Source organism: Pseudomonas sp. LABIM340, from assembly GCF_040017195.2.
GTDB lineage: Bacteria > Pseudomonadota > Gammaproteobacteria > Pseudomonadales > Pseudomonadaceae > Pseudomonas.
Genome location: NZ_CM200227.1, coordinates 4,815,288 through 4,840,606, shown reverse-complemented (window position 1 = coordinate 4,840,606; position 25,319 = coordinate 4,815,288). Strand labels below are relative to the sequence as shown.

26 protein-coding genes are annotated in these 25,319 nt (G+C 66.2%); 13 read left to right on the top strand and 13 right to left on the bottom strand.

Annotated features, from left to right (window positions below):
- The first annotated feature begins 4 nt into the window (after positions 1–4).
- Positions 5–799 (top strand): lysophospholipid acyltransferase family protein, encoded by a 795-nt coding sequence (locus ABKS89_RS22130; protein ID WP_348587077.1) that lies wholly within the window; start codon positions 5–7, stop codon positions 797–799.
- A gap of 23 nt (positions 800–822) precedes the next feature.
- Here ABKS89_RS22130 and ABKS89_RS22125 read toward each other — a convergent pair whose 3' ends face one another.
- Positions 823–1,884 (bottom strand): SMP-30/gluconolactonase/LRE family protein, encoded by a 1,062-nt coding sequence (locus ABKS89_RS22125; protein WP_138215170.1) that lies wholly within the window; start codon positions 1,882–1,884, stop codon positions 823–825.
- 134 nt (positions 1,885–2,018) lie between these two features.
- Here ABKS89_RS22125 and rnd point away from each other — a divergent pair, with 134 nt between their 5' ends.
- The 3 genes from rnd to ABKS89_RS22110 all read left to right on the top strand — a co-directional run bounded on the left by rnd (position 2,019) and on the right by ABKS89_RS22110 (position 4,683).
- Complete coding sequence (gene rnd / locus ABKS89_RS22120; protein ID WP_138215169.1) at positions 2,019–3,158, top strand: ribonuclease D; 1,140 nt, start codon at positions 2,019–2,021, stop codon at positions 3,156–3,158.
- Positions 3,159–3,207: 49 nt separating this feature from the next.
- Entirely contained in the window at positions 3,208–3,501 is a 294-nt protein-coding gene (locus ABKS89_RS22115) for a YcgL domain-containing protein (RefSeq protein ID WP_138215168.1), read from the top strand.
- A gap of 249 nt (positions 3,502–3,750) precedes the next feature.
- Entirely contained in the window at positions 3,751–4,683 is a 933-nt protein-coding gene (locus tag ABKS89_RS22110) for a D-2-hydroxyacid dehydrogenase (protein WP_081520306.1), read from the top strand.
- Between the two features lie 115 nt (positions 4,684–4,798).
- Here the strand turns inward: ABKS89_RS22110 and ABKS89_RS22105 are convergent, their stop codons facing one another.
- Positions 4,799–5,392, bottom strand: coding sequence for a nitroreductase family protein (locus ABKS89_RS22105; RefSeq protein WP_045212383.1), 594 nt, complete (start codon positions 5,390–5,392; stop codon positions 4,799–4,801).
- A gap of 235 nt (positions 5,393–5,627) precedes the next feature.
- Here ABKS89_RS22105 and ABKS89_RS22100 point away from each other — a divergent pair, with 235 nt between their 5' ends.
- Both ABKS89_RS22100 and ABKS89_RS22095 read left to right on the top strand, forming a co-directional pair.
- Positions 5,628–6,077: a YcgN family cysteine cluster protein gene (locus ABKS89_RS22100; RefSeq protein ID WP_138215167.1), complete on the top strand. Its 450-nt coding sequence runs from the start codon at positions 5,628–5,630 to the stop codon at positions 6,075–6,077.
- A 60-nt stretch (positions 6,078–6,137) separates the two neighbouring features.
- On the top strand, positions 6,138–6,767 hold the full coding sequence (locus ABKS89_RS22095; protein WP_348587076.1) for a LysE family translocator: 630 nt from the start codon (positions 6,138–6,140) through the stop codon (positions 6,765–6,767).
- A gap of 6 nt (positions 6,768–6,773) precedes the next feature.
- Here ABKS89_RS22095 and ABKS89_RS22090 read toward each other — a convergent pair whose 3' ends face one another.
- Together ABKS89_RS22090 and ABKS89_RS22085 are read right to left on the bottom strand one after the other, a co-directional pair.
- Positions 6,774–7,115, bottom strand: a complete 342-nt coding sequence (locus ABKS89_RS22090) for a CPCC family cysteine-rich protein (protein ID WP_348587075.1) — start codon at positions 7,113–7,115, stop codon at positions 6,774–6,776.
- On the bottom strand, positions 7,115–9,175 hold the full coding sequence (locus ABKS89_RS22085) for a S9 family peptidase (protein WP_138215164.1): 2,061 nt from the start codon (positions 9,173–9,175) through the stop codon (positions 7,115–7,117). Before ABKS89_RS22085 ends, ABKS89_RS22090 begins: the two co-directional genes overlap by 1 nt.
- A gap of 103 nt (positions 9,176–9,278) precedes the next feature.
- Here ABKS89_RS22085 and ABKS89_RS22080 point away from each other — a divergent pair, with 103 nt between their 5' ends.
- The 4 genes from ABKS89_RS22080 to ABKS89_RS22065 all read left to right on the top strand — a co-directional run bounded on the left by ABKS89_RS22080 (position 9,279) and on the right by ABKS89_RS22065 (position 11,652).
- Entirely contained in the window at positions 9,279–9,749 is a 471-nt protein-coding gene (locus tag ABKS89_RS22080) for an MFS transporter (RefSeq protein ID WP_138215163.1), read from the top strand.
- 64 nt (positions 9,750–9,813) lie between these two features.
- Positions 9,814–10,260 carry an HIT family protein gene (locus tag ABKS89_RS22075; protein WP_138215162.1) on the top strand — a complete coding sequence of 149 codons (447 nt, stop codon included), beginning with the start codon at positions 9,814–9,816 and terminating at the stop codon, positions 10,258–10,260.
- Positions 10,261–10,263: 3 nt separating this feature from the next.
- Entirely contained in the window at positions 10,264–11,037 is a 774-nt protein-coding gene (locus ABKS89_RS22070; RefSeq protein WP_045212370.1) for a class II glutamine amidotransferase, read from the top strand.
- 90 nt (positions 11,038–11,127) lie between these two features.
- Positions 11,128–11,652: a DUF2937 family protein gene (locus ABKS89_RS22065; protein ID WP_348587074.1), complete on the top strand. Its 525-nt coding sequence runs from the start codon at positions 11,128–11,130 to the stop codon at positions 11,650–11,652.
- A 167-nt stretch (positions 11,653–11,819) separates the two neighbouring features.
- Here the strand turns inward: ABKS89_RS22065 and ABKS89_RS22060 are convergent, their stop codons facing one another.
- From ABKS89_RS22060 to ABKS89_RS22045, 4 genes are all read right to left on the bottom strand, one after another.
- The gene (locus ABKS89_RS22060) at positions 11,820–12,086 is read right to left on the bottom strand and encodes a DUF2790 domain-containing protein (protein ID WP_138215160.1); all 267 of its coding nucleotides are present in this window, start codon (positions 12,084–12,086) and stop codon (positions 11,820–11,822) included.
- 267 nt (positions 12,087–12,353) lie between these two features.
- Positions 12,354–12,584, bottom strand: a complete 231-nt coding sequence (locus ABKS89_RS22055; protein WP_348587073.1) for a cbb3-type cytochrome c oxidase subunit 3 — start codon at positions 12,582–12,584, stop codon at positions 12,354–12,356.
- 1 nt (position 12,585) lies between these two features.
- Positions 12,586–14,013 (bottom strand): cytochrome-c oxidase, cbb3-type subunit I, encoded by a 1,428-nt coding sequence (gene ccoN, locus ABKS89_RS22050; protein WP_348587072.1) that lies wholly within the window; start codon positions 14,011–14,013, stop codon positions 12,586–12,588.
- A 151-nt stretch (positions 14,014–14,164) separates the two neighbouring features.
- The gene (locus ABKS89_RS22045; RefSeq protein WP_138215157.1) at positions 14,165–14,599 is read right to left on the bottom strand and encodes an NUDIX hydrolase; all 435 of its coding nucleotides are present in this window, start codon (positions 14,597–14,599) and stop codon (positions 14,165–14,167) included.
- A gap of 122 nt (positions 14,600–14,721) precedes the next feature.
- On the opposite strand from ABKS89_RS22045, the gene rluB reads away from it, so the two are divergent.
- A complete protein-coding gene (rluB, locus tag ABKS89_RS22040; RefSeq protein WP_138215156.1) occupies positions 14,722–16,152 on the top strand; it encodes a 23S rRNA pseudouridine(2605) synthase RluB in 1,431 nt (476 codons plus the stop codon).
- Between the two features lie 112 nt (positions 16,153–16,264).
- Here the strand turns inward: rluB and ABKS89_RS22035 are convergent, their stop codons facing one another.
- The 5 genes from ABKS89_RS22035 to ABKS89_RS22015 form a co-directional block, all read right to left on the bottom strand.
- A complete protein-coding gene (locus ABKS89_RS22035) occupies positions 16,265–17,191 on the bottom strand; it encodes a GGDEF domain-containing protein (protein WP_138215155.1) in 927 nt (308 codons plus the stop codon).
- A 266-nt stretch (positions 17,192–17,457) separates the two neighbouring features.
- Entirely contained in the window at positions 17,458–18,201 is a 744-nt protein-coding gene (locus ABKS89_RS22030; protein WP_138215154.1) for a YciK family oxidoreductase, read from the bottom strand.
- A 51-nt stretch (positions 18,202–18,252) separates the two neighbouring features.
- Positions 18,253–18,930 (bottom strand): N-acetylmuramic acid 6-phosphate phosphatase MupP, encoded by a 678-nt coding sequence (gene mupP / locus ABKS89_RS22025; protein WP_151186361.1) that lies wholly within the window; start codon positions 18,928–18,930, stop codon positions 18,253–18,255.
- Entirely contained in the window at positions 18,927–19,625 is a 699-nt protein-coding gene (gene ubiG / locus ABKS89_RS22020; protein ID WP_138215152.1) for a bifunctional 2-polyprenyl-6-hydroxyphenol methylase/3-demethylubiquinol 3-O-methyltransferase UbiG, read from the bottom strand. Before ubiG ends, mupP begins: the two co-directional genes overlap by 4 nt.
- Positions 19,626–19,750: 125 nt before the next feature.
- On the bottom strand, positions 19,751–21,076 hold the full coding sequence (locus ABKS89_RS22015) for a TRZ/ATZ family hydrolase (RefSeq protein ID WP_348587071.1): 1,326 nt from the start codon (positions 21,074–21,076) through the stop codon (positions 19,751–19,753).
- 152 nt (positions 21,077–21,228) lie between these two features.
- On the opposite strand from ABKS89_RS22015, the gene mtnA reads away from it, so the two are divergent.
- The gene (gene mtnA, locus ABKS89_RS22010; RefSeq protein WP_081517944.1) at positions 21,229–22,305 is read left to right on the top strand and encodes an S-methyl-5-thioribose-1-phosphate isomerase; all 1,077 of its coding nucleotides are present in this window, start codon (positions 21,229–21,231) and stop codon (positions 22,303–22,305) included.
- Between the two features lie 233 nt (positions 22,306–22,538).
- Entirely contained in the window at positions 22,539–25,319 is a 2,781-nt protein-coding gene (gene gyrA, locus ABKS89_RS22005; RefSeq protein ID WP_138215149.1) for a DNA gyrase subunit A, read from the top strand.

Genomic DNA, 25,319 nt, shown 5'->3' with positions numbered 1-25,319 from the left:
GAACATGCACGACCAGCAATCGGCACCGCGCAAGGCGGGCCCGCTGCGCGTCGCCCTGGTGGGACTGGCGACCGTTCTGATCACCCTGGGCTATAGCGTCCGGGTCCTGGCGCTGGGCGCCATCGGCCGGTTGCGCCGCGCCAGGGTCGACGGTTTCACCCGCGACTGGTCCGGCAGCCTGCTGCGCCTGACCGGCGCGCGCATGAGTCGCCATGGTGAGGTGCCGGACTTTGGCGATGGCCGTCGCTACATGATCCTCTGCACCCATTCCAGCTTCTACGACATCCCGGCAATCTTCGTGACCCTGCCCGGTTCGATCCGCATGCTGGCCAAGCGCGAGCTGTTCGCTGTGCCGGTGTGGGGCGCCGCCATGCGCGCGGCGGAGTTTCCGTCCATCGACCGGCACAACCGTCACCAGGCCATGGCGGACCTGGCCAAGGCGCGGGAAATGATGGAGAGCGGCATCGTGCTCTGGGCCGCGCCCGAGGGCACGCGCTCCAAGGATGGCAAGCTGCAGCCGTTCAAGAAAGGCTGCTTCCGCCTGGCCCAGCAGACCGACGCGATCATTGTTCCGGTGGCTATCCGTGGCATCCAGCAACTGCTGCCGGCGGGTGGCCTAAAGCTGAACCTCGGCATGCCGGTGGAGGTGCATGTCGGCGCGCCGATCGACTCCACCCAGTTCACTGAACACGGCGTCGATGCGCTGATGGGGGAGGTGCGCGAGCGCATGCTGGAGCTGCTGGAACCCGCCGCCGCGCCCGCACCGGCGCCTGCCCTGAAGGAGCAGACGCCGGCCTGAAGCGTCCTGGGGACCGGCGCCTTTCAGTGGATCGGCAGCCGGCCGATGCGGTCGTTCTCCAGGCTGCCCAGGTAGAGCACGCCGTTCACCGGTTTGGCCGAGGTCACCATGCGCAGGTGCTGGCCGCTGGTGTCATGCAGGCTGCGCACGATCTCGCCTTTCTCGTTCACCTGGATCACCAGGCCGTAGGGCACCGGCTTGGGTAGCACGGCGCGCGGCAGCTTGGTGAGCTGGCGTTTCAGCCAGGGCATCTGCTGGATCATGTCGGCGTCGGCCTTGCGCGGCGAGGGCAGGGCCACCCAGAAGGTGCCGCTGCGGTCGCTGGCGAGGTTGTCCGGCAGGCCCGGCAGGTTGTCGATGAAGACCTCGTGTTGCCCGGCCTTCTCGCCCTTGAGCCAGTAGCGGGTGATGCGGTAGCGGTAGGTTTCGTTGACCAGCACGAAGTCCTCGTTCTGCGACAGCGCCACGCCATTGGCGAAGTACAGGTCCTTGAGCAGCGTTTCGGTCTTGCCGGTGGCCGGGTCGTAGCGCAACAGGCGGCCGTGGGGGCGGGCTTCGAGCAGGTCGAGGATGTAGTCGGGCTGGTGGAAGCGGCTGGAAGCGTCGCTGAAATAGATGCGCCCGTCGCCGGCGATGTCCAGGTCGTCGGTGAAGGCGAAGGGAACGCCGTCAGCCGAATCGGTCAGCACACGGATCTTGCCCTGCGGGTCGACCTCCAGCAGGCCCTTCCAGGCATCGGCAACGATCAGGTTGCCGCTCTTGTCGAACGCCAGGCCCAGCGGGCGGCCGCCGGTTTCGACGAAGGTTTCGGCCTTGCCGTCGGCGCCGATGCGCACGATGCGCCCGTCATCCAGCCCGGCGAAAACCCGGCCCTGGCTGTCCACTGCGGTGTCTTCGGGGCCGACGATCTGGCCCTGGGCGAGCAGTTCGGCTTTCATCAGTGTGTCGTTGGGTTCCATCACGCCGGTCATCGGTGGCGCCTTGGGCGGCGTCCAGGCCAGCGGGTCGATGGGGCTGGGCGTGAGCGCCAGGTAGACCGCGACGGCTACGGCCAGCAGGACGACCAGTCCGAGAAGCTTTTTCATGCGCAAGCTGCCTTCTTGTTGTTGTGGGCGGGGCAAAGCGTAGAGATTGCCATGCAGTTGTCACAGACCGATGGCCGAGTGGAATGCTCGCACATCATGCATCTCTATATACTGCGCGCACCGAAACGAAGGAGATGTTCGTGACCGTCCTCGACATACAGTGGATTCGCGACGATGCCACCCTGGAGCGCAAGTGCCAGGACTGGAAAGAACTGCCGTACCTCGCGCTCGATACCGAGTTCATGCGTGTCGATACCTTCTACCCGGCCGCCGGGCTGGTGCAGGTGGGCGACGGCAGCGGCGTGTGGCTGATCGACCCGCTGCTGATCCGCGACTGGTCGCCGTTCGCAGCCCTGCTGGAGTCGCCGGTGGTGGTCAAGGTGTTCCACGCCTGCGGCGAGGACCTGGAAGTCTTCCAGCGCCTGACCGGCAGTCTGCCGCAGCCGCTGTTCGACACCCAGTTGGCCGCCGCCTACCTGGGCATGCCGCATTCCATGGGCTACTCCAAGCTGGTACTGGAAATCCTCGGCCTCGACCTGCCCAAGGACGAAACCCGCTCCGACTGGCTGCAGCGCCCGTTGACCGACATGCAGGTGCGCTACGCCGCCGAGGACGTTCAGCACCTGGCCGAGGTCTATGTGAAGCTCGCGCCGCGCCTGAGCGACGAGAAGCTGCAGTGGCTGCTGGCCGACGGCACCGACCTGACCAACAACCAGAGCCGCGTCAGCGACCCGCAGGAGGCTTACCTCGACGTCAAGCTGGCGTGGAAGCTCAATCGCCCGCAACTGGCCGTGCTGCGCGAGCTGTGCGTCTGGCGCGAGGAGCAGGCGCGGTTGCGCAACAAACCGCGCAACCACATTCTGCGTGAACACACCCTGTGGCCGCTGGCGCGCTTCCAGCCGGCCGACAAGGTCGCCCTGGCGCGCATCGACGACATGCACCCGCGCACCGTGCGCCAGGACGGCGACACCCTGATCGCGTTGATGGCCCACGCGGCGAAGCTGCCCGAAGCCGTCTGGCCGCAGACCCTGCCCGAGCCGCTGCCGCGCGAGATCACCCCGGTGCTGAAGAAGCTGCGTGAAGTCGGCCAGAAGGAAGCTGAGCGCCTGGAGATGGCGCCGGAGCTGATGCTGCGCAAGAAGATTCTCGAAGCCCTGCTCAAGACCGGCTGGCCCAACGGCCCCTACCAGCTGCCCGATTCGCTGCAAGGCTGGCGCCGCGAGCTGATGGGGCAGGCCCTGCTGGACAGCCTGGCTGCCCAGACCCCCGAATAACACGGCCCATTACCAAACGCGGCCCACTCCCAACGCGGAAAGTACCGACATGAAACGCATCTGCTCCATCTACAAGAGTCCGCGCAAGAACGAGATGTACCTGTACGTCGACAAGCGCGAAGCCCTCAGCCGTGTGCCCGAGGCGCTGCTGGTTGCGTTCGGCGCGCCGCAGCACACCTTCGACCTGGTGCTGAGCCCCGAGCGGCAGTTGGCCCGGGAGGACATCAACGTGGTGCTGGAAAACATCGAGAAACAAGGTTTCCACCTGCAGATGCCGCCGGCGGAGGAGGAGTACATCGAGCATCTCCCCGAGGAATTGCTGCGGCGGAACGATCCGGTCTGATCCAGACCGCCTCGTCATCCTGTTCAGGCCGCGTATTTGCCCAGTACTGGCACTGTGCAAGTGCGCGGCTTGAGCGCATTATGCGGGAGTAAAAAGGGTTCAACGGAGCGGAACGCTTGGTCTCTGGCTGTGTCTATAGCCGCCTGACTTCCCTAGAACTGACGACGATTTCCCCAGGGAAGCTCCCTTGAAGCGAGTCCAGATGCGCCAGCCGGAAATGCTCCACCGTTCGAAGCGAAAGGCCTGACCATGCGCCTGCTCGTACTCGATCGCGAACACGCCCTCTACGCCGCCCTGCTGATGGCGGCCGAGCCCCGGTTGACGGTGATCTCCGGCAACAACCCCGACACCCTGGTGGAAGCGGCGGCCGAATGCCCCGTGTGGCTCGGCGAGCCGACCCTGGCTGCGCAACTGCTGCGCCAGGGCGTGCACCCGGTATGGATCCAGTCCAGCTGGGCGGGCATCACCCCGCTGCTGGCCGACGACCTCCCCAAGGATTACGCCCTGACCCGCGCCGTCGGCATCTTCGGCCAGGTCATGACCGAATACCTGCTTACCTACATGCTCGCCCACGAACGCCAGTTCCTCGGCCGCCTGGCCAGCCAGGTTGGTGTGCAGTGGGACGACCGCGCGCCCGGCAGCCTGAGTGGCCGGCAGATCCTCATCGTTGGCACCGGCGAGATCGGCCAGGCCGTGGCACACATGCTGGCGCCCTTCGGTGTGGAACTGGTTGGCGTGGCGAAGAACCCGCGTTCGCTGGTGCCCTTCGGGCGCATGGGCGGGCTGGATGACCTGCCGCGCCTGGCCGAGACCGCCGACTACGTGATCAACCTGCTGCCCGACACGCCGGAAACCGCGGATATCTTCAACCTCGCGCTGTTCCAGCGGATGAAGCCCACCGCGCTGTTCCTCAACGCCGGGCGTGGCACTTCGGTAGTGGACGAGGACCTGGTCGCGGCGCTGGAAGCCAACCAACTGGCCGGTGCGGTGATCGATGTCTGCCGCCAGGAGCCGCTGCCGACTTCGCACCCCTTCTGGCACACGCCGCGTCTGCTGCTCACCGGTCATACTGCCGCGCCGACGCTGCCAAGCCTGCTGATCGACCTGTTCCGCGACAACCTCACTCGCTTCTGGGCGGGGCAGGCCATGCGCGGCGAAGTGGATTTCTCCCGCGGTTACTGACCGCTGCGGACATGAAAAAGGCCCCATTCGGGGCCTTTTTCTTTTGGATTTTCTGTAGGAGCGGGCCATGCCCGCGATCACGCGCATGGAGCGCTCCTACAAGGGGTATTGCCCGTCAGAGCGAGAAATCACCCTCGGCCACGATTTCCGCCAGCGGACGGCGGGCATTGGGCACTTCGCGGGCCTGCAGGCTCTCGGAGAGGATCGACTTGTCCCCCAGCTTGCCGATGGCGATCACCGCGTGGATTTCATGGTCCGCCGGGACCTTCAGCTCGGTGCGCGCCAGTTCGCGGTCGAAGCCGGCCATGCCGTGGGTGTGCCAGCCCGCCAGGCTCGCCTGCAAGGCGAGGAAGCCCCAGGCCGAGCCGGTGTCGAAGCTGTGCCACAGGGCGGGTTTCTCTTCGCTGGAGCCGGGCGGGGCGAAGGTGGTCTTGGATAGCACCACCACCAGAGCCGAGGCGTGCTGCGCCCAGCCGCGGTTGAACTCGCCCAGCAGGTTCAGGTAGCGCTGCCAGTTCGGCGTGTCGCGCAGGGCGAAGAGAAAGCGCCAGGGCTGCGAGTTGAAGGAGGACGGCGCCCAGCGCGCGGCTTCGATGAAGCTCAGCAGGGTGGCTTGGGGAATGGCTTCGCCGCTGAAGGCGCGGGGCGACCAGCGATTGATGAACTGCGGGTCGATCGGGTGCTCGGAAACGCGAGGGTTGGCGCTCATGGTGGCTCCTTGAAGGGCGTGGAATCTGCCGATGGTGCCGTGGTCGGCCGGGCATCGCGGTGGGATCGGGCGGCTGGCGGGTCTCGTGCACTGATAGCAGGCACCCGTGGGGCGATCAAACTAACCAGCGCCGCAAGCTCTGGCAAGCGCTGCGCGGTCAATGGTCGCCTGCGCTTGGCCTGCGGGCGCGACAGGCTTAGACTTTGCGCCCCGTGAAATTGCCCCTGTACAAAAAATGGCCGCCAAAGTCGAACCCTTCTGGAAACGCAAGACCCTCGACCAGCTCGATCAGGACGAGTGGGAGTCGCTGTGCGACGGCTGCGGCCTGTGCTGCCTGCAGAAGCTGGAAGACGAGGACGACGGCACCGTCTACTACACGCGCATCGCCTGCAAGCTGCTGGACCTGAAGACCTGCCGCTGCACCGACTACGCCAACCGCCGCGCCAGCGTCCCGGACTGCATCCAGCTCACTCCGGCCCAGGCCGACGAGTTCCAGTGGCTGCCGCCGACCTGCGGCTACCGTCTGGTGTCCGAGGGCAAGGACCTGCCGCTGTGGCACCACCTCGTCTGCGGCGATCCGGATGCGGTGCACCATGAGCGCATCTCCCAGTCCGGGCGCATGCTCGCCGAGGGCTCGGTGCCCGAAGACGACTGGGAAGAGCACCTGATCTTCCGCGCTGGCTGATCCTTCCGTCAGCAGCGGCCCCCGTGGCATGCTGCGCGTCTGCCGTCCCGGAGCCGCGCCATGCCCAGCCTCGAAAGCCTCAGCCTGTTCTTCATCGCCACCCTCGCGCTCAACCTCACGCCCGGGCCGGACATGCTCTACGTCGCCTCGCGTTCGGCCGCCCAGGGCACGCCGGCGGGCCTGATGTCGACCCTCGGGATCGGTGCCGGTTGCGTGGTGCACATGCTGGCGGCGGCGTTCGGCCTGTCGGCGCTGCTGATGATGTCCAGCGTGGCCTTCGGTGTGCTCAAGTGGTTGGGCGCGCTCTACCTGGTCTGGCTCGGCGTGCAGCTGATCCGTGGCGCCTGGCGCGAGCAGAAACGCACAGAGCTCGAGCCCGCGCGCCTGAGCCGGGTGTTCCTGCAGGGCATGATGGTCAACGTGTTCAACCCCAAGGTGGCGCTGTTCTTCCTCGCCTTCCTGCCGCAGTTCGTGCCCGCTGGCAGCCCGAACTTCGTACTGCAGATTCTCTGCCTCGGCCTGCTGTTCAACCTCGGTGGTTGCCTGGTGAACGCCGTGGTCTCGGTGGTCGCCGGGCGGGTCGGCAATCGCGTGGGCAGCAACCCGACCTGGCGGCGCTGGCAGCAGACGGCCTCGGGCGGGCTGATCGTGGCCATGGGCGTCGGCCTGGCTGTCAGCAGCCGACGCTGAGGGCATTCAGGTCGGCGTGCGCAGCCAGTAGCAGGCCTCCTCGCCGGTCAGCGGCGCCTCGTCATCCGGTAGCTCCACGCGCTTTTCCCACAGCGGGAACCAGCGGTCGTCCTTCACGTCATCGATAGTGGCCGGGCGCACCTTGGCGCGGAAGCGCCGTTCGCAGGCGCCCCATTGCACGAAGTTGACCTGCGCTTCGATCAGGCTCACCGCATTGGCGCCACCGCGTGCATCGGGGAAGCACAGCTGCAGGTGATCGTCTTCCCAGAAGCAGATCTCGCAGATTTCGTACGACCCCGGAGGGTCGCCGAAACTGAAGTAGCCGCAGCAGGGGCAGGTGTAGAGCATCAGGCGTTACCTTCGATACCCAGCACCTTGAACAGGAAGGCGTATTCCAGCGCCACGTCCTTCAGGCCCTGGTAGCGGCCGCTCATGCCGCCGTGGCCGGCGCCCAGGTCGGTCTTGAGCAGCAGCAGGTGCTCGTCGGTCTTGCTGACGCGCAGCTTGGCCACCCACTTGGCGGCTTCCCAGTACTGCACGCGGCTGTCGTTGTAGCCGGCGACCACCAGCAGGGCGGGGTAGTCCTGCGCGCTGACGTTCTCGTAGGGCGCGTAGGCGCGGATACGTGCGTAGACCTCAGGCTCCTGCGGGTTGCCCCACTCGTCGTACTCGGTGACGGTCAGCGGCAGGTCAGGGTTGAGCATGCTGTTGAGGACGTCGACGAAGGGCACTTCGGCGATGGCCGCGGCGAACAGCTGCGGGCGCTGGTTGAGCACCGCGCCGATCAGCAGGCCGCCGGCGCTGCCGCCGCTGATCGCCAGCTGTGCCGGAGTGCTGTAGCCGTGGCTGAGCAGGTGTTCGGCACAGGCGATGAAGTCGCTGAAGGTATTCTGCTTGTGCTCCAGCTTGCCGGCGCGGTACCAGGCTTCGCCCAGTTCGCCGCCGCCACGCACGTGGGCGATGGCGAAGACGAAGCCGCGTTCCAGCAGGCTCAGGCGGGCATGGGAGAACCAGGGGTCGAGGCTCTCGCCGTAGGCGCCGTAGCCATAGAGGTAGAGCGGCGCCGGCTTGCCGCGGGCGATGTCTTCCAGCACCTCGCGGCGGCCGACCAGGCTGATCGGTACCTGCACGCCGTCGGCGGCGTCGGCCCAGAGGCGGCGGCTCTCGTAGGCGTCGGCGTCGAACGGGCCTTCCACCGGGGTCTGCTTGAGGACTTTCTGTTCACCGCTGGCGAGGTCCAGCTGGCGAATCTGCGCCGGGCGGTTGAGCGCCTCGTAGCGCAGGCGGATCACCGCGCTGTCGAACTCCAGGCTGTCCTGCACGTAGAGGTTGTAGGCGGCGTCCGGCAAATCGACGCGGTGCGCCGGCTGGCCGTGCGGGTGGACTTCGACGATCGGCAGGCCGCCTTCGCGCAGGCTCAGGGTCAGGGCGCTGGCGCTCAGGGTCAGGCCTTCGAGCATCACGTCGTCGCGGTGCGCCACCAGCTCGATCCAGTGCGCGCGGGTCGGCTGCGCTTCACTGGCATGGTAGAGGGCGAAGTTGATGCCGGTCTGGTTGCTGCGGATCAGCCAGGCCCAGTCACCCTCAAGACGGCCGTGGTCCGGGTAGTACTCGTGGCCTTCCTCGCGCGGCGCCAGGCAGACGAACTCGCCTTCCGGCGTACTGGCGTCCAGCACCCAGGCTTCGCTGGTGGTCTTGCTGTTCAGCAGCAGCACCAGTTGGCGCTCGGAGCTGGCGCGGTAGCAATTGAGGAAGAAGCGCCCGTCGGGCTCTTCGAAGATCAGCTGCGCACCGCTGTCGCCCAGGCGGTGGCGATAGAGCTTGTGCGGGCGGTGGGTGTCGTCCAGTTCGCCGAAGAACAGGGTGCGGTTGTCGTTGGCCCAGGTGAGGCTGCCATCGCAGTCATCGAAGGGCAGGGTGGTGACGCTGCCGTCAGCCAGTTCCTTCACGTAGAGGGTATAGATCTCGTCGCCGCTGGTATCCAGGCTGTAGGCCAGCTTCGAATGATCGGGGCTGATGCTGAACGCGCCGACCGACAGGAAGCCATCGCCAGCCAGCTCGTTCGGGTCCAGCAGCAACTGCTCGGCGCTTTCCTCGACGGTCAGCGAGCCATCAGCCGGGCGCGGGCTGCGGTAATGGCGAGGGTACTCGTCGCCGGCGGTGGTGCGCTGGTAGTAGAGCCAGGGGCCCCAGGGTGTGGGCAGCGACAGGTCGGTCTCGCGGATGCGGCCCTTGATCTCCTGGAACAGGGTTTCGCGCAGTTTTGTCTGAGGAAGAAGTCGATCTTCCAGGTAGGCATTTTCTGCTTTCAGGTAGTCGAGCACGTCCTCGGCATCGCGGTTTTCCAGCCAGGCATAGGGATCGGCGGCGGCTTCGCGGCGGGCGATGGGGGGCTGACGGTCAGTCATGGCGGCTCCTCGGGGACGGCATGGATGACGCCCGGCTGCGCACCCATGGGGAAAAGCAGCTATCATACGCACCCCTCTGTCGACACCGCACGTACGCACGCGCATGAACGAACACGATTACACGCTTGCCTGGGGCGCCTATATCGCCGCCGGCCTTGGCCTGACCCTGGTCTGGTTCCTGATGACCGGCTGGATGTGGCGCTGGCTGCGCGAACCCTTGCGGGTGATCGTCATCGTCCTGCTGTTCACCCCGACCCCGGTGGACCCGGCGAACAACTTGTACGCTCCGGCGATCGCCATCACCGCGCTGGACGTGGTGTTCAAGGTCGGCAACAACGCCTGGCGCGCCGTCTCCGACCTCGCCCTGGTGCTGCTCGCCGCGTTCGGCCTGTACCTGCTGTTCGTGCTGATCCGCTGGCCGCTGGAGCGTTCGCTGAAGAAGCGCCGCCAGGACAAGGAAGCGGAAGACGAACCGACCCTGCGCCAGCTGATGCAGCCTGAGCTGGTCGAGGGTGTGGACTCCCACCCGAGCGAGCGGCGCGACAACCGCGCGCGGATCGAACCGCGCCTGTAGACCGGCCTTGCGTCCTGCACCGCACGCGTCCAGCATGAACTGAACGGCCTTTCGAGGAGTTCCCATGGACTGCGTGTTCTGTGCCATCGCGGCCGGTCGCGTGCCGGCCCGTACCCTCTACGAAGACGACCATTTCATCGTGCTGCTGGACATCTACCCGCTGCGCCCGGCGCACCTGCTGCTGGTGGCCCGCGAGCACGCGACCTTCCTGCACCAGCTATCCGAAGCGGCGCAGCAGGACCTGATCCCGCTGGCCGAGCGCATGGAACGCGTGTTGCGCCGTGCCGGCTACGGGCGGGTCGGTATCAATCTGCTGGTCAACGACGGCCCCGCGGCCAACCAGCACGTCGAACATTTTCATCTGCACCTTATCCCGCGTGAGCTGAACGACCTGCCGGCCCTGCTGCTGCGCCTGCTCACGCGGTTCCTGCCGCTGGGGCGGAAAAGGATGCAGAATCGCCTGGAACGCGAGCTGCATCAGCTGCGCGAGGCACTGATGGAGGAGAACTGATTCATGTGCGAGTTGCTCGGCATGAGCGCCAACGTCCCGACGGACATCGTCTTCAGCTTCACCGGGCTGATGCAGCGCGGCGGCGGCACCGGCCCGCACCGCGACGGCTGGGGCATCGCCTTCTATGAAGGGCGCGGTGTGCGGCTGTTCCAGGACCCGTCCGCAAGCGTCGATTCGGAAGTCGCGCGGCTGGTGCAGCGCTATCCGATCAAGAGCGAGGCGGTGATCGGCCACATCCGCCAGGCCAACGTCGGCAAGGTCTGCCTGTCCAACACCCACCCGTTCGTGCGCGAAATGGGCGGGCGCTACTGGACCTTCGCCCACAATGGCCAGCTCGCCGACTTCCATCCCGAGCCAGGTCTCTACCGCGCGGTGGGCGACACTGACAGCGAAGCAGCCTTCTGCGACCTGCTCAACCGCGTGCGCCGTGCCTTCCCCGAACCCGTGCCGGTGGAAGTGCTGCTACCCACCCTGGTCACCGCCTGCGCCTCCTACCGCGAGAAGGGCGTGTTCAATTGCCTGCTCAGCGACGGCGACTGGCTGTTCACCTTCTGCAGCACCAAGCTGGCCTGGATCACCCGCCGCGCGCCATTTGGCCCGGCACGCCTGCGTGATGCCGACGTGACTGTGGACTTCCAGTCGGAAACCACACCCAACGATGTGGTGACAGTGATCGCCACCGAGCCGCTGACCGACAACGAAAACTGGACCCTGATGCAAGGTGGCGAATGGATGCTCTGGTGGCGTGGCGAGATCGTCACCCAGGGCCGCATCTGATCGGGACGTGAAGCATTCCCGGAATGCCGGTGCGGCAAACGGGAGAATCCGGCGTCGCCTTGCACATCCATAAGAACGAAGGGGAAAAGAATGCTGCGCAGCTACGTACGCATGGTGCTGTTTGCACTGGGACTGATGGTCGCGGTCCAGGTGCCGGGATTCATCAAGGACTACGCGCAACGCGTCGACGCCCATCGCATCGAGGCTACTCAGGCGCTGCAAGGCTTCAAGGACACATCGGGGCAGTTCTTCAAGGGTGACCTGAGTGCCCTGGTGGCGCATTACCGCGGTAGTGCCGACCCGGTATTCCAGCGTGATGCCGACAACATCGAGCGCCTGATGCGCCGTGCCCAGCTGTTCGAGAACGAATGGCAGGCCCTGCAGGGCACCTGGTACCAGCGTGCGCTGCACATGGTGACGGCGCCGAACCACGAACTGCTGCAGGAAACCTACGAGAACTACCGCTACCAGGTGGTGCTGGACCCCGAGGCCATCGGCTGGGCGCTGGCCGGTGGCCTGCTGCTGGCGTGGGTCGCCGAGGTGCTGATGGCTTCGCTGGCTGCCTTGGTGGGGCTGGGAGACAACCGTCGCGCTTCGCGGCGGCACTGGAACTGAGTATCCACCTGTAGGAACGGGCCGCTTTTCAGAAAGGTGTTGTGGGCGCGATTGCGCTCATGGCGCGCTCCGACAGGTCGACAAAGCACTCAGGATCGCCCCCCGACCGCCACCACAGGCTCGCGGGGTCTGGCCAAGACGGCCGGAGGACGATGTTCGCGAAAGGCTCAGCCCTGGCTGGTGCTGCCGCCCCATTCGAGGAAGCGGACCTTGTGGGTCTCGCCGTTGTGATCCTGGTAGACCATGAATGCCGGCACGATGCCGACCTTGCCGGAGTTGTCGGTGCGGTGCAGCACCTTGTCGACGTCCAGGGACATGCCGTAGTGGTATTCGGTAACCGGCAATTCGGCGCCGGGGTTCTTGATTGCGTCCTGGGCAAAAGCCATTGGGGCGAGGCTGGAGATGACAGCCGACACGACAGAGGCAAGCTTCATTCTTTATTCCCTCGATAAAACGCTCGGTGAGGGCCCGCTGGGGCCCTGAATGGGTTTGAAAGCCCCACCGGGGAGCACTGGCATCGATGATGTCTGTCCTGGGGTCCAGACAGGACAGGGGACGATGCTTCAGGCGTCCATCAGGTGGCGGGGCACGGGAGTGATATTCCTCCTCGGGCTGCCCGCCGGGAAATTGATGTGCTTGCTAATGAAAATTGATGGAGGTGATGCGGCGCTCTGTCGCAGGTGCGCGCCCGAGGTGGCGCGCTAGGGCTGCCAGTCGCGCCAGTGCTCGCAGTCGCCCTTGCAGCGTCCGGGGCAGGCGCAGCCGGTGCGGCTGCGCCCCGTGGCTTTCTCCATGCGCTGGGCGGCCTCCTCGTCATCGGCGAAGGGCAGCATGCTGGCCTCCTCGATGCCGCGCTCGCGGTGCGCCCGCAGGCACCAGCCGACGCCGAAGTACAGCGCCAGCAGGCCGACCAGCCCCAGCCAGAGTGTCATCTCAGGCCATCCGCTCGGCGATGCGCAGGGCTTCCGGGCGCGCCTGGCGCACGGTCATCCAGGTGTTCCAGGCCATCAGCAGCATGCCGCCGAGGAACATCATGCCGCCGCTCATGCGTACCACGAAGCCGGGGTGGCTGGCCTGCAGTGCTTCGACGAAGGAGTAGGTGAGCGTGCCGTCGGCGTTCACCGCGCGCCACATCAGGCCCTGGGTGATGCCGTTGACCCACATCGAGGCGATGTAGAGGACTGTGCCGATGGTGGCCAGCCAGAAGTGGGCGTTGATCAGACCGATGCTGTGCATCTGTTCGCGACCGAAGACCTTGGGAATCAGGTGATAGAGCGAGCCGATGGAAATCATCGCCACCCAGCCCAGCGCGCCGGCATGGACGTGGCCGATGGTCCAGTCAGTGTAGTGAGACAGGGCGTTGACAGTCTTGATCGCCATCATCGGACCTTCGAAGGTCGACATGCCGTAGAACGCCAGGGAGACCACCAGGAAGCGCAGGATCGGGTCGGTGCGCAGCTTATGCCAGGCACCCGAGAGGGTCATCATGCCGTTGATCATGCCGCCCCAGCTGGGCGCCAGGAGGATCAGCGACATCACCATGCCGAGGGACTGCGCCCAGTCGGGCAGCGCGGTGTAGTGCAGGTGGTGCGGGCCGGCCCAGATGTACAGGGTGATCAGCGCCCAGAAGTGCACGATGGACAGCCGGTAGGAATACACCGGGCGCCCGGCCTGCTTGGGCACGAAGTAGTACATCATTCCGAGGAAGCCGGTGGTGAGGAAGAAACCCACCGCGTTGTGCCCGTACCACCACTGCACCATGGCGTCGGTGGCGCCGGAGTACACCGGGTAGGACTTGAACCAGTCCACCGGAATGGCCAGGTGGTTGACGATGTGCAGCATCGCCGTCACCAGGATGAAGGCGGCGAAGAACCAGTTACCCACATAGATGTGCGAGGTCTTGCGCTTCATCAGCGTGCCGAAGAACACCACTGCGTAGGCGACCCAGACGATGGCCATCCACACCGCGCCGGTGAATTCGATCTCGGCGTATTCCTTGGTGGTGGTGTAGCCCAGCGGCAGGGTAATCATCATGGTCACGATCAGCGCCTGCCAGCCCCAGAAGGTGAAGGCGGCGAGGCTGTCGGAGAACAGCCGGGTCTGGCAGGTGCGCTGCACCGTGTAGTAGCTGGTGGCGAACAGCGCACAGCCGCCGAAGGCGAAGATCACCAGGCTGGTATGCAGCGGGCGCAGGCGCCCGAAACTGGTCCAGGGCAGGTCCAGGTTCAGTTGCGGCCAGACCAGCTGGGAGGCGATCAGAACCCCCATGGCCATGCCGACCACGCCCCAGACCACCGTCATGATGGCGAACTGGCGGACCACCTTGTAGTTGTACGCCTGCTCCGTGCTTTTCGTGTTCATGCTTGATTCCCGCTTGTGACAGAACGTCCGGGCGCGCCATGGACTGCAAATCCGGCGCGCTTCGGTGAGCGGGCAATCTAGGAAAATGCGCGGGCAGGAAACAGATTCAGATAGGCCGCGCAAATACGGATCAGCGGCCTGCGGTGCGGAATCAGGCGATGTCCAGCCGCCCTGCGAGGAAATGCCGCAGGCGTTCCTGCAGGTAATCCACCGCCTGGTCGTGGGCGAGATATTCGCTGACGCGCATCAGGCGCCAGTACTGGCCTTCATCGCCGAAACGGATGGCCTCGAACTCGGCCTGTTCCAGCCGCGCCACCAGGAACCACGCCCAGGGCGCCGGACCGTGGGTCGCGGGGTAGCGGCGCTGCCATTCGATACGCTGTTCGTCCAGGCGCAGGGCGAACTCTTCCTCCAGTTCGCGCAGGGCGCATTGTGCTGGCGTTTCGCCGCCTTCTCGGCCGCCGCCGGGGAAGTCCCAGCAGCCGGGGTAGGGGATGCCGGGCTTGTCGTCGCGCTTGTAGACCACCAGTTGGCCGGCATGGAACAGCGCTAGCTTGGCGCCGGTGAAGTCGTCTTCGTGGTGCATGGCTTCATTCCTTCTGTAAGTCGACTAGTCTTTCCCGACTGCGGACGGTGCTTTGCCGCCCGCAAGCGCGTATGATGCGCGACCTTTTTTATTCGCTGCATGCCACACCGGGAGGTGCCCAGATGACCGACACGCACGAAAACCTCGAAGAACTTACCCCAGCCCCAGCCGGCGAGAAACTGCAGAAAGTCCTCGCACGCATGGGCGTCGGCTCGCGCCGTGACGTAGAAGCCTGGATCGACGAAGGTCGCGTCAAGGTCAATGGCGCCGTAGCTACCCTCGGCCAGCGCGTGGGCGACCGCGATGCCATCGCCGTCGACGACCGCCTGCTCAAGCGCGAGAAGATCGAAGAGCACGTCCGTCGCGTGCTGATCTACAACAAGCCCGAAGGCGAAGTCTGCACCCGCGATGATCCCGAAGGCCGCCCGACCGTGTTCGACCGCCTGCCGCGCCTGCGCAGCGGCCGCTGGATCAACGTCGGCCGCCTGGACATCAACACCACCGGCCTGCTGATGTTCACCACCGACGGTGAGCTGGCCAACCGCCTGATGCACCCGTCCTACGAGATGGACCGCGAGTACGCCGTGCGCGTGCGTGGCGAAGTCGACGAAGAGATGATCGAACGCCTGAAAGCCGGCGTGATGCTCGAAGACGGCCCGGCCAAGTTCAGCGACATCCAGGAAGCGCCGGGTGGCGAAGGCTTCAACCACTGGTACCACGTGGTGGTGATGGAAGGCCGTAACCGCGAAGTCCGCCGCCTGTGGGAATCCCAGGGCGTGGTGGTCAGCCGCCTGAAGCGCGTGCGCTTCGGACCGGTCTTCCTGACCTCCGAGCTGACCATGGGTCGCTACCGCGAGATGGGCCAGCGCGAGCTGGACATCCTCAGCGAGGAAGTCGGCCTGACGCCGATCGCCCTGCCGGCGGTCTCCACCAAGACCAAGGAAAAGGTCGAGCGCCAGGAGCGCAAGCTCGGCAAGAAGCTGGCGCCCAGCGAGCGTCCGGGTCGTGGCTCGCGTACCCGCACCGAGCGCGCCGAAGGCGAGCGTCCGCAGCGTGCTCCGCGTCCGGCTGCTGGTGAGCGTCCGGCCCGTGCTCCGCGCGATTCCGACGAGCGCCCGGCTCGCGCTCCGCGTGATGCAGGCGACCGTCCGGCGCGCGCCCCGCGCGGTGACTCCGCCGACAGCCGCGCCCCGCGCAAACCGCGTGACGCCGGTGGTGATCGTCCTGCTCGTGCTCCGCGCGACGCGGGTGATCGTCCGGCCCGTGGCCCGCGCAGCGACGCTGGCGAAGGCCGCGCTCCGCGCAAACCGCGTGACGCCGGTGGTGATCGTCCTGCTCGCGCTCCGCGTGACGGCGCTGATCGTCCGGCCCGTGGCCCGCGCAGCGATGCCGGCGAAGGCCGTGCTCCGCGCAAGGCACCGAGCGACCGTCCGGCTCGCGAGAAGGGCGCTCCGCTGGCCGAGCGTCCCGGCAAGCCGGTCGCCCGCAAGCCGCTGGTCAAGCGTCGCCCGCAGGCTGCCGGTGACGGCATGCGTCCGGGCTTCAAGCGCTAAGCGATAGCGGAAAATGAAGAAGGGCTCCTGGGAGCCCTTTTTTATTGCCTGCGATTGGGTGGGAAAGCATTGCGCTGTTGACCCGGCAGCGCTCCTGCAGTCGAGGCAGGCGTCAGCTGGCGCAGGCCAACCGGTTGCGACCGTCGCGCTTGGCTTCGTAGAGGGCGCTGTCGGCGCGGCGCAGCAGGTCGTCCACCGACTCGCCACCATTGAGTGTCGCGCAGCCCAGGCTGATGGACAGCGGCAAGCGCTTGCCGTCGGCGGCCAGGTTCAGCTCCTCCACGGCAGCGCGCAGCCGTTCGCCCACCTGCACGGCGGAGATGCCGGGGGTGTTGGAGAGCAGCACGAGGAACTCTTCGCCGCCGAAGCGGAACACCATGTCGACGTTGCGCAGGCTGTTCTTCAGCGCCGTGGCCACGGCGCGCAGGGCGTCGTCGCCGACGCTGTGGCCGTGCTCGTCGTTGATCTGCTTGAAGTGGTCCAGGTCGAGCATGAGGATCGACAGCGGCAGCAGGTGCCGCCGCGCCACCTCGACCTCGCGGCCCAGGGTCTGGTCCATGGCGATGCGGTTGCCGGTGCCGGTCAGCGCGTCACGCAGCGCCGACTGCACAGCGGCACGGTAGAGCAGGGCGTTGCGCAGCGGGTAGAGCAGGCACGCCATCAGCGATTCCAGCTGCGACAGCTCGGCCTCGGAGAAGCGCCGGGTGCGGCGGAAGCTGATCTCGCCGAGGTATTCGCTGCCATGGGTCAGGCGGTAGTCGGCGCAGTGCCGGGCGACTTCGCCAAACTCCAGGCGCAGGTCGGCGCCGGCGTGGTAATAGGCCATGTATTCCACCGGCAGCATCTGCTGGATCTCGCGGAAGAACACCGCCAGGATGCGCTCGGCCTCCAGGCTCACCTGCAATTGCAGGTTCAGCTGCTGGCGCAATTCCAGCAGGTCCAGCGGACGCCGCGAGAGGGTGCGGGTGTCCTGGCTGGCTGCGCGCTGGAGCTTGGCAGCATCGAAATCGATGGTGTTGGACTGCTTGGGAGGAACCATGGCGGTGACCATTTTTACGGCGTTTGCAGGGACAGAGCGATTTCCGTGCCAGGGCGCGGAAAGGCCTGAAAAGACGCCGTATTGACCGACCGATGGCGGTCAGGGTTCCCGAGGGGCGGAAGGTTTCGCCAGAAGTCTGGCGAAATGGTGGCACTTTGCCGGAGCGTAGCGGGCGGTGGAGCCGGAAAATTGGCGGAAAGCGGCGTGGTTGCTGGGCTGCAGGTCGACGCCGCTGGTACGTCAGTACCGAGTCTTCAGGGGCGGAATCAGTCCTGGGCGTTGAAGGCCTGCCCGTTCACACCCTGGCTGTCCGGGCCCATGAGGTACAGGTAGACCGGCATGATCTCTTCCGGCGCCGGGTTGTTGTACGCATTCTCGCCCGGGTAGGCGTGGGCGCGCATGGCGGTCCGGGTGGCGCCGGGGTTGACGCTGTTGGCGCGCACGCGGGTGATGTCCTCGCACTCGTCCGCCAGCACCTGCATCAGACCTTCGGTGGCGAACTTCGACACCGCGTAGGCGCCCCAGTAGGCCCGACCCTTGCGGCCGACGCTGCTGGAGGTGAAGACCACCGAGGCGTCCTCGGAGAGCTTGAGCAGCGGCAGCAGGGTGTGGGTGAGGCTGAACATGGCGTTGACGTTCACCTGCATGACGCGGGTGAAGTTGTCGGTGGAAATCTGCTCGATGGGTGAACGCAGGCCGAGGATCGAGGCGTTGTGCAGCAGACCGTCGAGCTTGCCGAACTCTTTCTCGATCATCGCCGCCAGTTCGTCGTACTGGTGCGGCAGGGTGGTTTCCAGGTTCAGCGGGATCACCACCGGTTCCGGATGGCCCGCGGCGACGATCAGGTCGTAGACCTCGTTGAGGTAGTCCTCGGTCTTGCCCAGCAACAGCACGGTGGCGCCGTGGGCGGCGAAGGCGAGCGAGGCGGCCCGGCCGATACCGCGGCCGGCGCCGGTCACCAGGATCACGCGGCCCTTGAGCAGGTCGGGGCGGGCGGAATAGTCGAACATGGTTTCTCCTTGGCGGAGCCCGTCAGCGCGACGGGCTCGCGGGGATACGGCTCAGCAGGAGCAGAGGGCGCGATCGAGGACGGCGAGCAGGTCGCGGGGTGCGTCGACGATGACGTCGGCGCCCCAGTGCGCGGGGTTGTCGTCCGGGTGGATATAGCCGTAGCGGACGGCGGCGGTCTTGGTCCCGGCGGCGCGGCCCGACTCGATGTCGCGCAGGTCGTCACCGATGAACAGCACTTCGGACGGGTCGACCTTCAGCTGGCTGCAGGCCAGCAGGAGCATTTCCGGGTCCGGCTTGCTCCTGGTCACGTGGTCCGGGCAGACCAGCACGGCCGAGCGCTCGGCCAGGCCCAGCTGCTCCATGATCGGCGCGGCGAAGCGCACCGGCTTGTTGGTCACTACCCCCCAGATCAGGCGCGACTGCTCGATGCTCTCCAGCAGTTCGGCCATGCCGTCGTAGGGGCGTGTGAAGACGGCGCAATGCTCCTGGTAGCGGTCGAGGAACTCCTGGCGCAGGGCCTCGAAGCCAGGGGCTTCCGGGTCCATGTCGAAGGTCGCGGCAACCATGGCGCGGGCGCCGCCGGAGACGACGTCCTGGATGCGCTGGTCATCGATCGGCGCGCGGCCATGGGCGGCGAGCATCGCCTGGCACACGGCGATGAAGTCCGGCGCGGTATCCAGCAGCGTGCCGTCCATGTCGAAGAGAACCGCTCTGAGCATGCGACTCACTCCTCGCGCAGGGTCTGGATCATGTAGTTGACGTCGACGTCGTTGGCCAGCTTGTAGTGCTTGGTCAGCGGGTTGTAGGTCAGGCCGATGATGTCCTTGACGGCCAGGCCCGCGTCACGCGACCAGGCGCCCAGCTCGGAGGGGCGGATGAACTTCTTGAAGTCGTGGGTACCGCGTGGCAGCAGGCGCATCACGTATTCCGCACCAACGATGGCGAACAGGTAGGCCTTCGGGTTGCGGTTGATGGTGGAGAAGAACACCTGGCCGCCGGGCTTGACCATCCGGTAGCAGGCGCGGATGACCGACGCCGGGTCCGGCACGTGCTCGAGCATTTCCAGGCAGGTCACCACGTCGAACTGCTCGGGCATCTCTTCGGCCAGTTCTTCGGCGGTGATGCGGCGGTATTCCACCGGCACGCCGGATTCCAGCTGGTGCAGGCGGGCGACCGCCAGGGGGGCTTCGCCCATGTCAATGCCGGTGACGGTGGCGCCGCGCTGGGCCATGGCTTCGCTGAGGATGCCGCCGCCGCAGCCGACGTCGAGCACCTTCTTGCCGGCGAGGCTGACGCGCTCGTCGATCCAGTTGACCCGCAGCGGGTTGATGTCGTGCAGGGGCTTGAACTCGCTTTCGCGGTCCCACCAGCGGTGGGCGAGGGCCTCGAATTTGGCGATCTCGGCGTGGTCGACGTTGCTCATGGTGTCCCTATTGATCAAAAAGCTGGAAACGAAGGCTGACTATGATGCCAGCTTCGTTCACTGGATGGGGCGCGGCATGTCAGATTGTCGCAGCGCCAGCCCGAGCCGCCGCTGCGACAGGAAGCTCAGGCGCCAGCGATCTTGCGGCCCCACTCGCCGGCGACGGCGATCAGGCGCTCTTCGTCCAGGCGGGTGAGCTTGCCGTTATCCAGCAGTTGTTTGCCGCCGACCCACACGTGGCGCACGCAGTCGCGGCCGCTGGCGTAGATGACCTGCGAGACCGGCTCGTACACCGGTTGCTGGGCCAGCCCGGAGAGGTCGAAGGCGGTGATGTCGGCGGACTTGCCCAGCTCCAGGCTGCCAGTCTCTTGCTCCATGCCCAGCGCGCGGGCGCCGTTCAGGGTGGCCATGCGCAGCGCGCGGTGTGCGTCCAGTGCGGTGGCCTGGCCGGCCACGGCCTTGGCCAACAGGGCGGCGGTGCGGGTTTCGCCGAGCAGGTCCAGGTCATTGTTGCTGGCCGCGCCATCGGTGCCGATGGCGACGTTGACGCCGGCCTGCCACAGCCGCTCCACCGGGCAGAAGCCGCTGGCCAGCTTGAGGTTGGATTCCGGGCAATGCACCACCGAGCTGTTGGTTTCCACCAGCATGACCAGGTCCTCCTCGCTCACCTGGGTCATGTGCACCGCCTGGAAGCGCGGGCCGAGCAGGCCGAGGCGATGCAGTCGGGCCAGGGGCCGTTCGCCGTGCTTCTCCAGCGCCTGCTGGACCTCGAAGGCAGTCTCGTGGACGTGCATGTGGATGCCAGCGTCCAGCTCCTCGGCGAGCATCAGGATGGTTTCCAGCTTGTCGTCGCTGACCGTGTAGGGCGCATGCGGGCCGAAGGCGACCTTGATCCGCGGGTGGTGCTTGAGGTCGTCGCGCAGCGCCAGGCCCTGGCGGATTGCCTCATCGGCGTCGCGGGCGCCGGGGATCGGGAAGTCCAGCACCGGCACGCTGATCTGCGCGCGCACGCCGGCCTTGTGTACCACTTCGCAGGCGACCTGCGGGAAGAAGTACATGTCCGAGAAACAGGTGGTGCCGCCTTTGAGCTGCTCGGCGATGGCCAGTTCGGTGCCGTCACGGACGAAGTCCTCGCTGACCCACTTGGATTCCGCCGGCCAGATGTGTTCCTGCAACCAGGTCATCAGCGCCAGGTCGTCCGCCAGGCCGCGGAACAGGCTCATCGCCGCGTGGCCGTGGGCGTTAATCAGACCGGGGGAGAGCAGCATGCCCGGCAGCTCGCGGGTTTCCGTGGCCGGATGGCGCAGCGCTTCGGCGCGCGGGGCGAGCAGGGCGATGCGGCCGTCGCGGATACCCAGGCCGTGATCGCGCAGGACGACGCCGGCGGGCTCCACGGGGACGATCCAGGTGGGGAAGAGCAGCAGGTCGAGCGGGACTTTTTCGGTCGGCATGAAGCGCATCCTGGGCGCGTGGATAAAGGCGCCGAGTATAGCCGAGCAGCGGGGCTTCAGGCTCGGTATACTCGGCCGTTTCCCGGTGTTTCCGGGGTGATTTCCGTGGTGCCGGAGCGGCCCGCGATTCCATTGAAATGAAGAGGTGTTCCATGCGTGAGCGACTGTTGGCGGCCGAACGGGTCACGGCCATTGATTGGCGCAAGGGCACACTCCGTCTGCTGGACCAGCGCCTGCTGCCGCTGGAGGAAACCTGGCTGTCGTACGAGACCGCCGAAGGCGTAGCCGACGCTATTCGCCAGATGGTCGTGCGCGGCGCACCGGCGATTGGCATCGCTGCCGCCTATGGCCTGGTGCTGGGCCTGCGTGCCCGTGTGGCCGCTGGTGGCGACTGGCGCGCGGCGCTGGAAGACGACTTCACCGTGCTGGCAGAGTCGCGTCCGACTGCGGTCAACCTGTTCTGGGCGCTGAACCGCATGCGCGACCGCCTGGAGCGCCTGAAGCCGGGCGAAGACCCGCTGCCGCTGCTGGAAGCCGAGGCCGTAGCCATCCACGAAAGCGACCGCGAGGCGAACCTGACCATGGCTCAGCTGGGCGTGGACCTGATCCGCAAGCACCACGGCGGCCCGCAGAAGATCCTCACCCACTGCAACACCGGCGCCCTGGCCACCGGCGGCTTCGGCACTGCGCTGGGTGTGCTGCGCGCGGCGCATCTGGAAGGGCTGATCGAGCGTGTCTACGCCGACGAGACCCGCCCCTGGCTGCAGGGCGCTCGCCTCACCGCCTGGGAGCTGGCCAACGAGGGCGTGCCGGTCACGCTGAACGTTGATGCTGCTGCCGCGCACCTGATGAAGACCGAAAGCATCACCTGGGTCATCGTCGGCGCCGACCGCATCACCGCCAACGGCGACGTCGCCAACAAGATCGGCACTTATCAGCTGGCGGTCACCGCCATGCACCACGGCGTGCGCTTCATGGTGGTGGCGCCCAGTTCGACCATCGACATGGGCCTGGAAAGCGGTGAGGACATCCCGATCGAGGAGCGTGACGGTCGCGAACTCCTGGAAATTGGCGGCAAACGTGTCGCCGCTGACGTCGAAGCCTTCAATCCCGTGTTCGATGTGACCCCGGCCGACCTGATCGATGCCATCGTGACCGAGCGCGGCGTCGTCGAGCGTCCGGACACCGAGCGGATGGCCCAGCTGATGAGCCGCAAGCGCCTGCACTGACGGGGCCTGCGGCAATTCATCGAGGGGCTTGGCCGAGGGTAGGGTTTGACCCTGGCTTGTGGTAAGCTCCGACGGTTCTTGATGGGGCATTTTTTCGGCCCCCACAGCATCGCGGATCAACGGCCAAGTCGTTGATTTGTAGAGAGTCGGTGGCGCTTTGATGGCGCACCGCGCTCCGCCGGGCTCAGGACGGGCTTGGCGGAGTCCCATTTGAAAAAGGAACCAGGCTTCTCATGGGCGAACTGGCCAAAGAAATCCTCCCGGTCAACATCGAAGACGAACTCCGACAGTCCTACCTCGATTACGCCATGAGCGTGATCGTCGGTCGTGCCCTGCCCGATGCGCGCGACGGCTTGAAGCCCGTGCATCGCCGCGTCCTGTACGCCATGAGCGAACTGGGCAACGACTGGAACAAGCCCTACAAGAAGTCCGCCCGTGTGGTCGGCGACGTGATCGGTAAGTACCACCCGCACGGCGACACCGCGGTGTACGACACCATCGTCCGCATGGCCCAGCCTTTCTCGCTGCGCTACATGCTGGTCGACGGCCAGGGCAACTTCGGTTCGGTGGACGGCGACAACGCCGCGGCCATGCGATACACCGAAGTGCGCATGTCCAAGCTCGCCCATGAGCTGCTGGCGGACCTGGACAAGGAAACCGTCGACTGGGTGCCCAACTACGACGGCACCGAGCAGATCCCGGCGGTCATGCCGACCAAGATCCCGAACCTGCTGGTCAACGGCTCCAGCGGTATCGCCGTGGGCATGGCGACCAACATTCCGCCGCACAACCTCACCGAGGTGATCGACGGCTGTCTGGCGCTGATGGACAACCCCGAGCTGTCCATCGATGACCTGATGCAGTACATCCCCGGTCCGGACTTCCCGACCGCAGGCATCATCAACGGCCGTGCGGGCATTATCGAGGCCTATCGCACCGGTCGTGGCCGCGTCTATATCCGTGCCCGCGCGACCATCGAGGACATGGAGAAGGGCGGCAACCGCCAGCAGATCATCATCACCGAGCTGCCCTACCAGCTGAACAAGGCCCGTCTGATCGAGAAGATCGCCGAGCTGGTGAAAGAGAAGAAGATCGAAGGCATCACCGAGCTGCGCGACGAGTCCGACAAGGACGGCATGCGCGTGGTCATCGAGCTGCGCCGCGGCGAAGTGGGCGAGGTCGTGCTGAACAACCTTTACGCCCAGACCCAGCTGCAGAGCGTCTTCGGCATCAACGTGGTGGCCCTGGTCGATGGCCAGCCGCGCACGATGAACCTCAAGGACATGCTCGAGGTCTTCGTCCGCCACCGCCGTGAAGTGGTGACCCGTCGGACCGTCTACGAGCTGCGCAAGGCTCGCGAACGCGGCCACATCCTCGAAGGCCAGGCCGTCGCCCTGTCGAACATCGACCCGGTGATCGAGCTGATCAAGACCTCGCCGACCCCGGCCGAGGCCAAGGAACGCCTGATTTCCACCGGCTGGGAGTCCAGCGCCGTGGAAGCGATGGTCGAGCGCGCCGGCGCCGATGCCTGCCGTCCGGAAGACCTGGACCCGCAGTACGGCCTGCGTGACGGCAAGTACTTCCTGTCGCCGGAACAGGCCCAGGCCATCCTGGAATTGCGCCTGCACCGCCTGACCGGCCTGGAGCACGAGAAGCTCCTGTCCGAGTACCAGGAAATCCTCACCCTGATCGGCGAGCTGATCCGCATCCTGACCAACCCCGAGCGCCTGATGGAAGTCATCCGCGAGGAACTGGAGAAGGTCAAGGCCGAGTTCGGCGACGCCCGCCGCACCGAGATCGTCGCCTCGCAGATGGACCTGACCATCGCCGACCTGATCACTGAAGAAGAGCGCGTGGTGACCATCTCCCACGGCGGCTACGCCAAGTCCCAGCCGCTGGCCGCCTACGAGGCGCAGCGTCGTGGTGGCAAGGGCAAGTCCGCCAGTGGCGTGAAGGACGAGGACTACATCGAGCACCTGCTGGTCGCCAACAGCCACGCCACCCTGCTGCTGTTCTCCAGCAAGGGCAAGGTCTACTGGCTGCGCACCTTCGAGATCCCGGAAGCCTCGCGTACCGCCCGTGGCCGTCCGCTGGTGAACCTGCTGCCGCTGGACGAAGGCGAGCGCATCACCGCGATGCTGCAGATCGACCTGGAAGCCGTGCGCGCCCAGTTCGCCGGTGACGATGGCGATGACGATGACGTGGTTGCCGAGCAGGTTGCCGAAGTGGTGGAAGCCGAAGAGGGCGAAGAGGGCGATGACGCCGACTTCAGCCAGGACGAGCCGACCGGCGCGTACATCTTCATGGCCACCATGAAAGGCACCGTGAAGAAGACCCCGCTGATCCAGTTCACCAAGCCGCGCTCCAACGGCCTGATCGCCCTGAAGCTGGAAGAGGGCGACTCGCTGATCGCCGCCGCCATCACCGACGGTTCAAAGGACGTGATGATGTTCTCCGACGCCGGCAAGGTCATCCGCTTCAAGGAAAGCAAGGTGCGCATCATGGGCCGTAACGCCCGTGGCGTGCGCGGCATGCGCCTGGCCGAAGGCCAGCGCATCATTTCCATGCTGATCCCCGAGTGCCGCGAAGCGCAGATCCTCAGCGCCTCCGAGCGTGGCTACGGCAAGCGCACCCCGCTGGCTGACTACCCGCGTCGCGGTCGTGGTGGCCAGGGCGTGATCGCCATGGTGATCAACGAGCGTAACGGCAACCTGGTAGGCGCCGTGCAGGTGCTGGACGGCGAGGAGATCATGCTGATTTCCGACCAGGGCACCCTGGTGCGTACCCGTGTCGACGAAGTCCGCGGCGCTGGCCGTAACACCCAGGGCGTGATCCTCATCAAGCTGGCCGCCGACGAGACCGTCGTGGGCCTGGAGCGGGTGCAGGAGCCGACCGTGGTGGAAGACGAAGACGACGTCATCGACGGCGAGATCGTCGAGGGCGAAGTGTCGGAAGAGAACCCAGAAGCAGGCGAAGCTGCGGCTGAAGAAGCCCCGCAGGCCAGCGAAGACTGA